The following is a 12,565-nucleotide window of genomic DNA, read 5'->3' as shown; positions in this document are numbered from 1 at the left end:
GCCAGCAGCAGGGCCGATTTTGACGCAATCGGCCTTCCCAGCAGACAAATCGAATGAAAAGGGCTCCCGCCCAATACAGGATGGGAGCCCTTTTATGCGACTATGGTCAGGCCTTGACCAGGTCGACCCGGGGTTGGTCCAGATCGCCGGCGTTGACGGTCAGGCTGGTGGCCAATGTCTCGTGGGCGATCAGGTCGTTGAACTGCTGGGCCTTGGGGGCATCCTCGGCAGGCAGGGTCAGGGTAAGCCGAATCCGGTCGGCAATGTCCAGCCCGGCGGTCTTCCGGGCATCCTGAACCTGGCGGATCAGATCCCTGGCGTAGCCCTCGGCCAGGAGGTCGTCGTCCAGCTGGGTGTCGAGGATGACGAAGCCGCCGGTGGGCAGGGCTGCGGAGGCTGACCGGTCGGCCTGGGAGCCGTCCTCCTGCTCGATCCGGTTGTCCAGCTCGTATTCGCCCGGCTCCAGGGCCACCGGTCCGTCGGGTGTAGTGACGACCACATGGCCATCCTGCTCTGACCAGTCGCCCTGCTTGGAGGCCCGGATGACGAACTGGACCTGCTTGCCCAGTCGGGGTCCGGCAGCCCGGGCATTGACCTTGAGATCGTGGATGATCCGCAGACCGTGCTGACCGGCCTGGTCCAGGGTGCAGAACTCCACATCCTTGATGTTGAGCTCGGACTTGAGCACGTCCACATAGGGACGGGCCGCGTCGGGGTCACGGACCACCACGGTCAGCCGGGACAAGGGCTGGCGGACGCGGATCTGCTCGGCCTTGCGCAGGGCCAGGGTGGCCGAAACCACCTCACGGACCTTCTCCATGGCAGCTACCAGGGCAGGATCGTCACGCAGGACCAGCCCAAGTTCGGTCTCCTGCCCGGTGGTCTCATCGGCCAGGAAGGGCCAGTCGGCCAGATGGACCGACTCGCCGCCTGTCAGCCCCCGCCAGATCTGCTCGGCCTCCATGGGCGCCAAGGGGGCCAAAACGCGGGCGAAGGCCTCCAGGACCGTGTAGAGGGTGTCGAAGGCCTGGTGATCCTCGCCCCAGAAGCGGTCGCGGTTGTTGCGGATGTACCAGTTGGTCAGCACATCGATGAAGTCGGTCACCGCATCACAGGCCTCCGAGATGGCGAAGTCGTCCAGGGCCTTCTGCACCGACTGGATCAGCCGCCGGGTCCGTGCCAGCAGGAAGCGGTCCATCTCCGGCAGGTCGGCCACACGCTCCGGTGCCAGCGCCTGGGCCTGGTAGCCGGCGCCCTTGTTGGCCGCGTTGGCGTAGAGCGTGTAGAAGTAGTAGGAGCTCCAGACCGGCAGCATGACCTGACGGACCGTGTCGCGGATGCCATCGGCGGTGACGACCAGGTTGCCGCCGCGCAGGATGGAAGAGCTCATCAGGAACCAGCGCATGGCATCGGATCCGTACTTGTCGAAGACCTCGTTCACATCCGGGTAGTTGCGCAGGTGCTTGCTCATCTTCTGGCCGTCGGAACCCAGGACGATGCCATGGCAGATCACGTTCTTGAAGGCCGGCCGGTCGAAGAGGGCCGTGGACATGATGTGCATGGTGTAGAACCAGCCGCGGGTCTGACCGATGTACTCCACCACAAAATCACAGGGATCCCTGTCCTCGAAGTACTGCTTGTTCTCGAAGGGATAGTGGAACTGGGCGAAGGGCATGGATCCCGACTCGAACCAGCAGTCCAGCACATCGGTGATCCTGTGCATGGTGGACTTGCCGGTCGGGTCGTCCGGGTTGGGCCTGGTCAGTTGGTCGATCCAGGGCCGATGCATGTTGATCTGCCCCTTGTCATCGGTCGGGTAGCGGCCGAAGTCCTTCTTGAGCTCATCCAGGGACCCGTAGACATCCACCCGGGGGTACTTGGGATCGTCCGAGACCCAGACCGGGATAGGCGAGCCCCAGAACCTGTTGCGGGAGATGGACCAGTCACGGGCGTTGGCCAGCCACTTGCCGAACTGGCCGTCCTTGACGTTTCCGGGGATCCAGTTGATCTGCTGGTTGAGTTCCATCAGACGGTCCTTGATCTTCGTCACGGAGACGAACCAGCTGGAGACCGGCTTGTAGATCAGCGGTGTGCCGCAACGCCAGCAGTGGGGGTAGGAGTGGACGTAGCTCTTCTCCTGGAAAAGGAGAGCCCGGTGCTCGGCTGGGATCTGTGCCAGGGGGCCATCGCCTGCGCGCAGATTGCGCACGATGGGCATGTTGGCCTCGAAGGCCTGCAGGCCCTGGTAGTCGGGGCACTGCTCGGTGAAGACGGCGCCGGCATCGAGGACGTCCACGCTGCGGATGCCCTTGGCGTTCAGGGTGTTCATATCGTCCTCGCCATAGGGAGCCTGGTGGACCAGGCCGGTGCCTTCCACGGTGTCCACGTAGTCGGCCGTGTAGATGGTATAGGCGTTGGGACCGGGGGTGCCGCCCTCGGATTCGGCCTGCTCCCCGGCGAAGTAGGGGAAGACCGGCCAGTACCGCCAGCCCTCCATCTGGGAGCCCTTGAGGGTGCGGACCACCTGGTAGTCCTCCCCCAGCTGCTTGGCGTAGTCGCCCAGACGGGCCGTGGCGATGTAGAAGCGCTTGCCGGCGAAGGGCCCGGACACCGGGCTGACCTCGGAGTACTCGATGTCGGCGCCGACCACGATGGCCAGGTTGGTGGGGACGGTCCAGGGGGTGGTGGTCCAGAAGACCGCATAGGCGTCCTCGTCCCTGAGCTTTACGGCCACGGAGACGGTAGTGTCCTGCCGGTCCTGATAGACATCGGCATCCATGCGCAGCTCATGGTTGGACAGCGGGGTCTGGTCCTTCCAGCAGTAGGGCAGCACCCGGTAGCCCTCGTAGGCCAGACCCTTCTCATAGAGGGTCTTGAAGGCCCACATGACCGACTCCATGTAGGAGACGTCCAGGGTCTTGTAGCCGTGGTCGAAGTCCACCCAGCGGGCCTGACGGTGGACGTAGTCCTTCCACTCACTGGTGTACTTGAGCACCGAGGCACGGCAGGCGTCATTGAACTTCTCGATGCCCATCTGCTCGATCTGATCCACGCTGTCGATGCCCAGCTCGCGCTGGGCCTCCAGTTCGGCGGGCAGGCCGTGGGTGTCCCAGCCGAAGACCCTCTTGACCTTGTGGCCCTTCATGGTCTGGTAGCGGGGAATGACATCCTTGACATAGCCGGTCAGCAGGTGCCCATAGTGGGGCAGGCCGTTGGCGAAGGGCGGGCCGTCGAAGAAGACGAACTCATTGTCGGCATGGTCGCCGGACGGTCGGCGGTCCACCGACTTGTTGAAGGTGTCGTCCTGATCCCAATAGTCCAGAACGGACTCCTCCATATGGGGGAAGGAGGGATTGGGCGTCACCTTGGCCAGAGCCGGGTCCACCACCGCCTTGGGATAGACTTGGCCGTCCCGATTTGTCGCATCTGAGGTATCAGTGGTCTGATTCACCGTTCACGCTCCTCGCTGGTCGTTCATGTCGCCATGTCGAGGACGAGGGACCCATGGGGCCCACCGCGGTACCACCTCGCTTGCCCGGCCAATGACCCGCGCCGGACCGCTTGAACTGGGCTGTGCGGGCCCACCCGTCGGTTCTACTGAGGACCGCCGCAGGCGATCCCGTTCTTCCGAGGGCTCCCCGCTGATGACGGATCAAGGCCCATTGGTGACCAGATTATACCATCCTCGGGAAACCGGACCCGCCCGTTCGCATAACGAAACAGTCGTCAGGACTGGAAGAGATCGGGATGACGTGGATCGCCCGGAAGATCATCCAGAGTGTCCTCGGCACCCAGCACCTGCCGCCAGAAGTCCAGGGAACGGCCATAGGGGCTGGCCTGGCCCCCGCGAACCTGCAGGTCGGCCTTGGCCTGGAGCACATCCTCCTCGCTCACCCCGTCCAAAAGACCGACAAGTCCGGCGAATTGATCCGGGTCGTAGAAGATGCCACCGACGACCTCAAGAAGTCGGCTGGCACGTTCCATGGGCAGGGAGTCCCAGTGCCTGAGCTCGATGTAGTTCTTCAGACGGACATCATTGAAGTGGGTGGTCAGGATGTGCGCTATCTCGGCATCGTTGAGCCGACGGTCAGGATAGATCTCCCCGGCGTTTTCGTGCCAGGCGATGAAGACCTGCTGCCCATGCGGCCCCTCCACCTCCGGTGTGTGGGAGACATCGGCCACCATGAGCGGGGTGGAGAGCATGTCCACGGCATAGTCCTCCCAGCAGAAGCCGTCCTCGAACAGCCCGGGAATCAGACCTGTACGCTGGGTGTCGAGCCAATCCCAGATCCGCTGACGCCGCAGGGGCATGCGGTTGGGCTTGCCCTCAAAGATTGGGGTGTTGCGGAAAAAGTAGGCCAAAACGGGGCCGATAGCCGTGCCCAGACGGATCTTGGCGATGGCATCGTCCTCATCCTGGTAGTCGATGCTGATCTGGGTGGACGCCGTGCTGCGCATCATCATGGGACCGCACTGTCCGATGCGACCCAGGTAGGTGTTCATGACCGCATAACGTTCCTTGGGATTGACCCCTACATCCGCGTAGGACCCAGCCGGACGGTACCCGTACTCGACCAGCCGGAACCCCAGCCGCTCGGCAATGGGGTCGACCTCGGCACGGAAGCGACGGTAGAGGTCTTCGAATTCTCGGCTGTCACGTACCACACCAAGGGAGCACTCCACCTGGCTCCCGGGCTCCAGGGAGACCACGCAACCCGGCCTGCTCAGCCCGACCAGGTGACCGTCCTCCCGGTATTCCTTATCGCCGTCGTAGCAGGGCTCCAGGGCCGACAGCAAGGCCTCGATGCCCCGCTTCCCCTGATAGGGAACCGGGGCATCGGACCCGTCGTTGCGCACCGGCAGATGCTCGATCTCGATGCCGAACCGCCACCGGGACCGCGGCTTCGCCCCCCGTGAGAAGTAGTCGACCAGGCTGGCCACATGCCGCGGATTGGGGACCGTCAACAGGTGCGCATACCCAGCGCCTACGCTTTTCCTCATGCTGTCATGGTAAGAGCGGGCGAGGGCCCTGGGCAACCAACACGCGAGGAGTTCCGCTGTCGGATGGTGGTCAGCATACGGTCACCGTCACGGCCTGCAGGTCAGCCCTGCGTGAGGAGGACCCCACCAGCACCTGGAACTGACCGGGCTCGACCCTGCGGTTGCAGTCGGCATCGACCAGGGCCCACTCGGACACCGGCAGATCGAAGATCACCTTCCGGGTCTGCCCTGGATCAAGTTGAATCCTTTGGAAGGCCTTGAGCTCCCGATCAGCCCAGCTGACTGAGGTCACCAGGTCGCTGATATAGGCCTGGACGACCTCGGTGCCTGGGCGCCGGCCGGTGTTGGTCAGATCCACGGTCACCCTGACCGTATCCTCGGGTCCAACTGTATCCGGTCCATCGACCCCAGGCTTTCCGTAGGCAAAGGTGGTGTAGCCCATACCCTGGCCGAAGGCGAAGGCCGGTTCCTGGGTCAGATCGGCATAGCGGTCACCATGCTGGCCCCGGATCTGGTTGTAGTAGACCGGCAGCTGCCCGGCATGCCTAGGGAAGGTGATGGGCAGCCTGCCTGTGGGCTCAACCTTGCCGGTGAGAATCCTGGCCAGGGCACGACCGCCCTGCATACCAGGATCGGGCTGCCAGATCAGGGCCCTGGCAGCCTGTGCTGACGGAGGCAGGATCAGCGGCTTGGAGGACATGAGCACGATGACCATGGGCTTGCCCGTCTGCGCCAGGGCATCCAGCAAATCGCGCTGAGGACCGTAGAGTTCCAGGGTGGCAGTCGAACGGCCCTCGCCCACCAGCTGGACCACGTCGCCGACCACGGCAACCACCAGGTCGCTTTGCCTGGCCAGGTCTACGGCCCTGTCGAAGCGGCCCTGATCGATCCTGGCCGGGGCAGCCACCTTGGGCCTGGGCTGGCCATCGGGGAAGAGCGGACCCGCCGGGTCGTCGACCAGACGGAGCACATCGACGCCCTGCTCGCAGTCGAGCCGCCAGTTTTCAGGCAGCTCCTGGCGCAGACCGTCGGCCACGGTCGAGATCATCTCCCGAGGCTGGTCCTTGATCCAGTCGCATTGACCCGAACCGCCGGCCCAGTCCCCCAGCTGGTTCTGGGCATCGTCGATCAGCGGACCCACCAGGGCGATGCTATGCGCTGAATCATCGCCAGGGCGGCCATCGGCATCAACCCCGCCGAACAGGGGCAGGATGCCGTCGTTCTTCAAAAGGACTGCCGACTCCTGGGCCACCTGGAGGTTGAGCTCCTGGTGCTCCTTAGAGTTGATGATCGTCTTCTGGGCTTGGGGGTCGGGCAGACGCGGATCCTCGAAGAGCCCCATGCGGAATTTCAGGGCCAGGATGTGCTTGACCGCCCGGTCAAGGTCCTCCTCGTGCAGAAGCCCGGCATCCAGTGCATCCAAGGCCCCCTGGTAGAAGCCGGGCGTGGTCATGATCAGGTCATTGCCGGCCTTGACGGAGGCTGCAGCGGCCCTGGTGTAGTCGGGCTGCACCTTCTGCTCCCAGACCATCCGGCCCACATTGTCCCAGTCGGTGATCAGGGTGCCCTGGTAGCCCCACTCCCCACGAAGCACGTCGTTGAGCAGCCAGTTGTTGATGGTGACCGGTACCCCGTCGATGGACTCGTAGCCCAACATGAAGGTGGCCACGCCCTCCTTGGCCAGGCGCTCGAAAGGCGGCAGGAACCAGGAGAGCAGCTTGCGGTGCGAGAGGTCGGCCTCGGAGGCATCGCGCCCGCCCTGGGTCTCGGAGTAGCCGGCGAAGTGCTTGGCCGTGGCCAGCACGGCATCCTTGGGCAGGGTCCCGGTCATGGCTGATCCTCCCTGGTAGCCGCGCACCATGGCCGAGGCCATCTCGCCGATCAGGAAGGGGTCCTCGCCGAAGGTCTCATCCACCCGGCCCCAGCGGGTGTCCCTGGCGATGCAGAGCACCGGCGAAAAGGTCCAGTGGACGCCTGTTGTGGCGACCTCCTGGGCTGTGGCCCGCCCCATCCGCTGAACCAGTTCAGGGTCGAAGGAGGCTGCCATGCCCAGCTGCTCGGGAAAGATGGTGGCCCCGCGGAAGAAGGAATGGCCATGGATGCAGTCGTCGCCGATCAGCAGGGGAATGCCCAGACGGGTGCGATGAACGGCCTTGTCAGCCTTGATCATGTTCTGCGGAGATACATGCAGCAGGGATCCGGCGTGCTGGTCCACCACCTCCTTGTCCACCCCCTGGTGGGCATCCAGCTGCATCATCTGGCCCACCTTCTCCTCGCGGGTCATCCGGCCCAGCAGGTCGGCCACTCGCTCATCCACACTCAGATCGGGATTGCGGTAGGGTAGGTCCCCTGTCAATTTGCTTGATGCCATCTGGGCACCTTCCTTTCTTACTGAGCACTCATCCACTCATATACTTAGTCCGATCAGACCGGGACCGGTCTATCGAACGATGATCGCCAGATCCCAGGGTCCGATGGTCATGGGCTGGCCCTGGTCCACATGCGCCTGAGGATCAGCCTGCCCGTCGGCCACCAGCAGCTGCCCACCATAGGGCGCGTCCAGCCTGACCTCCTTGGAGGAATAATTGAGCAGGTAGGCAACCTGCTCCCCCAGGGAGTTGATGCCCTCCCGCACGGTGACCAGACCAGCCAAGTCCCGGGCGGGACCGTTCAGGCCAGCCGCATCCGCCGCATCCGAAAGCAGCATCCGCATGCCCTGGGCCGAGGGTAGGGTGCCGATCCACTCCGCACTGCCGTGGCCGTAATCATGACGGGTCACAGCTGCATACCGCCCCCAGACCGGGTGGTCATAGGAGGCTAGGACCTGGGTTCCGGTTCGCGGATTCAGCAACTCAATCAGCCCCTGGCAGGTCGGTCCGGCCTGGTCGGACCCGTGCAGATCCAGGGTGAGCCCCTTGCCGGGACGGGTGAACTGGTTGTAGTCGATGCCGAACACGTCGGTCAGCAGGTGGGGGGCCTTGTCATGCCAGACCTTGAGGTTCTCGTCCGCCACAAAGGAGCGCAGCGTGGCCACCAGATGACCTCCCTGACGGACGTAATCGGCCAGGGCCTTCAGCGTATCCTCATTGCTGCTGTAGAGGGCAGGAACCAGGACCATGGCATATCGGCCCAGTTGGGACTGGTCAGCCTTGTCGCTGATGAAATCGCACTCGATGTTGAGCTCGAAGAGGGCATCGTAGACCCGTCTGACCACATCGTTGTAGGAGATCTGCCCCTGCTCACGGGGGAAGCCGGTCTCCAGGGAGAACCAGTCCAGGGCGGTCAGGGAGTCGTTGCCCACCATGATGGCGACCCTGTTGCGCTTTCGGAGGTTGATCAGGCGCTCCCCCACACCCTTCTGCGCTACCTGTCTGCCGAACTGGCCGGCCTCCTCATAGGTGGGGTTGGGCTCCATGTCCTGCGAAAGCAGACCCTTCCAGTAGGTCTCGAAGGAGTTGTGGATGGAATGCCAATGCCAGTACATGACTCCGTCAGCCCCCGAGGCCAGATGGCTGTATGCCTGCAGCCGCAGCTGGCCCGGGTAGGGCAGCCATCCGTTCTGCCCCTGGGCCTCGGTTTCCAGGACCAGGTAGTTGGCCCCACCCTTCAGGCTGCGGGTCATGTCCCCGCCGAAGGCGATCTCCTTGCCGGTCAGGTCATCCTCGGTGGGATGGTAGATGTCCACCCCGGCCACATCCAGGCACTCGGCCGCCTCGAAGTGATCGACAGCCGGCTGGACGCCGTATGACCAGCCCGGACCCCAATCGAAATCGAAGTTGTGGGTGACGAACTGGTCGTCGCGGGCATATTCGCGCACGATGCCAGCCTGCCAGGACAGATAGCGACTGACCTGGCTTCGGCGGAAGCGGTCGAAGGCCGACCCCAGGGATGCATTGATGGTCCCGGTCAGATCGGGAAAGTCCTCCCAGGAGTCGATCCTGTTGGACCAGTAGTCCAGGCCGAAGGCCGCATTGAGACGGTCCAGATCATCGTCAAAACGCCGTCGGAGATCCTTGACGAAGAGCCGCTGCATGTCGGGTGACACACAGTCGTAGTACTTGGTCTCGTTGTCGACCTGGTAGCCGATCACCTGGGGGTTGTCAGCGACATGGCTTATCAGCCTGCGGATGACGCGCTCGCCATAGCACCGGTAGGAGGGGTTGACAATGTCCATGATCTGGCGGGCGCCATACCGGTTGTGGCCCTTGGGGGTGTCCGCCAGAACATCCGGGTGCATGGCGACCAGCCAGGAGGGGACCGCATAGGTGGGCGTGCCCACGATGACCTGGATGCCGAAACGTCCAGCCGCTTCCAGCACCCGATCCACATGGCTGAAGTCGAATACGCCAGGCTGGGGCTCCAGGGTGCTCCAGGTGGATTCGGCGATACGAATGGTGGTGATGCCGGCGGACTTCATCATGGACATGTCCTTGTCCACCCGCTCATAGGGCATATATTCGTCGTAGTAGGCGCATCCGAAGATGAGCCTGTCCGGCAGACGCGTGCCGCCTGACGAAGCTGAGTGGTCCTTGGTTCGGACTGCCTTGTCTGACATGATGAACTCCAATCTTAATCTACAAGACTCATTTCATAGGACGAAGGTGTTGAAGGATCGCGGCTCCAGAGTCGCCTTGAAGCCTTGGCTCCCTTCGTTGTCTTCTCCCGACCCGGAGAAGGAGAAGGGCATGGCGCGATCCAGGGCGTTCTGGACCACCACAACGATCGACCCATCCGGGTTTTCGAAGGCTGTGGCCATGGAGCTGAAATGGCCGCGGGTATCCAGCAGGCGAGCGCCCGGGCGCACATAGTGCGAGTAGTGGCGCATGACGTAGTACTCGGGGTTCCGCCTGACCTGGCCGGTGCTGGTGTCGATGGAGAAGAGGGAGTTCTGCCGCCATCCCCAGGTGGATATGCCCTGGCCCAGGACCATGTTCCAATAGGTGTAGCAGGTGGCTCCGGCCCGGAGATACCTGTTGACCAGCGAGAAGACGTATTCGGCGTACTCCCAGGTGTTGCCGCCCATGCCGCATTCGGACTCGGTCTGCTCCAACTCGATCTCTGGCCAGGACTGGTGGGTGCGCTCGATATCATGCTGGCCGGCCCACTGGTAGCCGATGCCGGCGATGTACCTGCGGCAGTCCTCGTCGAAGAGAATGTTGTCCACGTAGCGGTTGTAGTTCTCCAGGATCATGCCTTCGGGACCGAATTTCATATCCTCGGGACCGTTCAGGGTTCCTAGGAAGATGGCCGTGTCCGGCGCCTCCTTGGCGAAGAGGGGACCCAGATAGTCGCGAATGAAGATGCGCATGTCCTCGCTGGACCAGAGGCAGGAGGGGAACTTCTGGTCCGCAAAGACCTCGTTCTGCACATGCAGCTGGTCGATGTGGATTCCGCGGCGGTCATAGTCGCGCACATACCGCAGAAGATAACGGGCATAAGCAGATAGGTTGCGCTCGCTCATGTCGATTCGCCCGAAATTGTAGACCTTGGGTCGTTTCATCCAGGTTGGCGGACTCCAGGGGCTGGCGAACAGTCCCATGTCCGGTTGATATTTCCGGGCCTTTCGGATGTATGGAATCAGGGTCTGCTCGTCGTGGTCGACGCTGAAATGCTTCAGATCATAGTCACCGTCGGTTTCGTCGTAGCTGTACCAACTCGCGGCGAAGTCATTGGCACCGACCGGAGTCCTGTTGAAGGTCAGGTTCAGCTCGTCCGGGCTGAAGAGCTCACGGATGATCCCCTCACGTTTCTCCTCCCCCAGCTCTTGCAAGGGCAGCCACCCCAACTCATTGAAGCAGCCGCCAAACCCTCGCAGCGTCTGCAACTTACCGCCGGTGCATTCCAGATCGGGCGACGACTCCAGAGTCGAAAGTGCCAGGGGTTGTTCCTGCATAGCTTGCTCGCAAGTGGTTGCCACCCAGATTGGTTCTGCATTCCTGTTCATTGATTTTCTGCTCCTTTGCATGGTTTTCCTGTATGTCCACAGAGGCCAGTGTCACTTGACGTTTCTGATCATCAGGATAAAGACGCATCCCAGCAGGGCGAAGGCGATGGCCGTGGGGAAAGCCGCCGCATAGCCCCAGTTCAGAGTGATGAAGGACATGACCAGAGGACCGGTCATCTGCCCCAGTGTGGTGGCCAGGTTGAGGATGCCCAGATCCTTGCCGGCCTCCTCCTTGCTGGGCAGGACATCGACGTTGAGCGCCTGGTCGACGGAAGAATAGACCCCGTAGCCGAACCCGGCGATGCCGGCGTACAGGTACATGCCCATGACCGTGGGGCTGATCCAGGGCATGGCGATGCCAATGGCAAAGAGGACGGAGGCGATGACCACCGGCACCTTGCGCCGCCCGATCAGGTCGGAAACGGGCCCCGAGACCAACGAGCCCAGCAGGGAAACCACCATGGTGATGACGGACATGACCGAAATGGTTGCAGCTGCCTGTGTTACGGTTTGGTCCACATACTTTTCGATGATGTAGAGCTGATAGGCGGAGATCATCTGATAGCTCAGCAGCATGCAGAGTCTTCCGACGAAGGCCTTATAGAAGTCGTGGGCTCCATGGAAGCGCGGAGGCCGGAAAGACTTGAGCACGTCCATGAGGGTGCCCTCATCCTTGGGCAGGTAAGCAGCCGAGCCTTCCCTGGGCATGATCAGAATGGCCACAACACCACCCAGGAACATGAGTACGCCGGCGAGAACGAAGCCAGTGAACATATGGGTCACCAGGGCAGCACCGATCAGAGAACCGATGGGTGAACCGATGGTGGAGCCTGCCCCGTAGAAGGCGGACAGGGTCCCGCGTACACCGGATGGCACGCGGTCGGACAGGATGGCCACCATAGGGGCGATCATGCAGTTCAGGCCGAACATGCAAAGGCAATAGACGATGGTCAGCAGGACCGGGTTGGTGGTCATTCCGGTCAGGAACAGGGTCACACCACCCAGGACTGCGCCGCCCAGGACCCATGGGGTTCGACGCCCGTACCGGGAGCGGCTGCGATCGGAGAAGTTCCCAAAAAGCAGGTTGGAGACCAGCGAAGCCACGGCCGTACAAGCATTGACTATGCCCATCAGCGCCTCGGGAGCGATGCCGGGGACCTGCTTGAGATGCTCGGGAAGCAGCACCATGCTGACGATTCCCAGGCCCGACATCCACAGAATGCCGAAGGCCAGGAAGCTCGCCCCAAAACGAAACAGGGTCTTCTTAGGAACCGGTCTACCAGTCTCAGGCGATAATAGTGGATCATTCTGTGCTGCAGCAAGGGCAGCCTTATGCGCCTGCAGAAGTTCGGAATCGTCCGATGCCGGGGTTGTTGAGTCGCTCATGGTGTCGACCTCTTTCAACTAGTCTTCTCTGACACGTCCAATGTGTGGCAGACAGCCATATCTACCAACCATTAGATAATCATATATCTAGCAGGTATTCGATACCTTTGTCAAGTCATTGACCCAATGCGGGGCCGTGAATGGCCAGGACTTCTTTGCTCTATACCCCACCGGGTCGGAACCCTGTTGAGCCTAAGGCCGTCACTGTCACGAATCCGGCCCCATGTACCATAA

Annotated in this window: 6 protein-coding genes; all 6 read right to left on the bottom strand. The window is 62.4% G+C overall.

Translation table 11 applies throughout. The features are described 5' to 3' along the window. Positions 1 to 106 precede the first annotated feature (106 nt). The 6 genes from ileS to H3V04_RS00690 all read right to left on the bottom strand — a co-directional run bounded on the left by ileS (position 107) and on the right by H3V04_RS00690 (position 12,331). Positions 107 to 3,451: a mupirocin-resistant isoleucine--tRNA ligase gene (gene ileS / locus H3V04_RS00715; RefSeq protein ID WP_198186894.1), complete on the bottom strand. Its 3,345-nt coding sequence runs from the start codon at positions 3,449 to 3,451 to the stop codon at positions 107 to 109. 275 nt (positions 3,452 to 3,726) lie between these two features. Further along, a complete protein-coding gene (locus tag H3V04_RS00710; protein WP_198186893.1) occupies positions 3,727 to 5,001 on the bottom strand; it encodes a glutamate-cysteine ligase family protein in 1,275 nt (424 codons plus the stop codon). 70 nt (positions 5,002 to 5,071) lie between these two features. Next, positions 5,072 to 7,372, bottom strand: coding sequence for a glycoside hydrolase family 3 N-terminal domain-containing protein (locus H3V04_RS00705; RefSeq protein ID WP_198186892.1), 2,301 nt, complete (start codon positions 7,370 to 7,372; stop codon positions 5,072 to 5,074). 69 nt (positions 7,373 to 7,441) lie between these two features. Next, complete coding sequence (locus tag H3V04_RS00700) at positions 7,442 to 9,556, bottom strand: beta-galactosidase (protein WP_269748857.1); 2,115 nt, start codon at positions 9,554 to 9,556, stop codon at positions 7,442 to 7,444. 33 nt (positions 9,557 to 9,589) lie between these two features. After that, on the bottom strand, positions 9,590 to 10,945 hold the full coding sequence (locus H3V04_RS00695; protein ID WP_373564631.1) for a glycoside hydrolase family 30 beta sandwich domain-containing protein: 1,356 nt from the start codon (positions 10,943 to 10,945) through the stop codon (positions 9,590 to 9,592). A gap of 51 nt (positions 10,946 to 10,996) precedes the next feature. Beyond that, positions 10,997 to 12,331: an MFS transporter gene (locus H3V04_RS00690; RefSeq protein ID WP_198186890.1), complete on the bottom strand. Its 1,335-nt coding sequence runs from the start codon at positions 12,329 to 12,331 to the stop codon at positions 10,997 to 10,999. Between the last annotated feature and the right edge of the window lie 234 nt (positions 12,332 to 12,565).

This window comes from Bifidobacterium sp. M0353 (genome assembly GCF_016100645.1).
Lineage (GTDB): Bacteria > Actinomycetota > Actinomycetes > Actinomycetales > Bifidobacteriaceae > Bombiscardovia > Bombiscardovia choladohabitans.
The sequence above is the reverse complement of the archived record's forward strand: the minus strand, read 5'-3'. Positions and strand labels throughout refer to the sequence as shown.

Bases quoted from the DNA above. Each gene is read 5' to 3' on its own strand.
- H3V04_RS00710 (WP_198186893.1), bottom strand. From the start codon at position 5,001: ATGAGGAAAAGCGTAGGCGCTGGGTATGCGCACCTGTTGACGGTCCCC.
- H3V04_RS00705 (WP_198186892.1), bottom strand. From the start codon at position 7,372: ATGGCATCAAGCAAATTGACAGGGGACCTACCCTACCGCAATCCCGAT.
- H3V04_RS00700 (WP_269748857.1), bottom strand. From the start codon at position 9,556: ATGTCAGACAAGGCAGTCCGAACCAAGGACCACTCAGCTTCGTCAGGC.
- H3V04_RS00695 (WP_373564631.1), bottom strand. From the start codon at position 10,945: ATGAACAGGAATGCAGAACCAATCTGGGTGGCAACCACTTGCGAGCAA.
- H3V04_RS00690 (WP_198186890.1), bottom strand. From the start codon at position 12,331: ATGAGCGACTCAACAACCCCGGCATCGGACGATTCCGAACTTCTGCAG.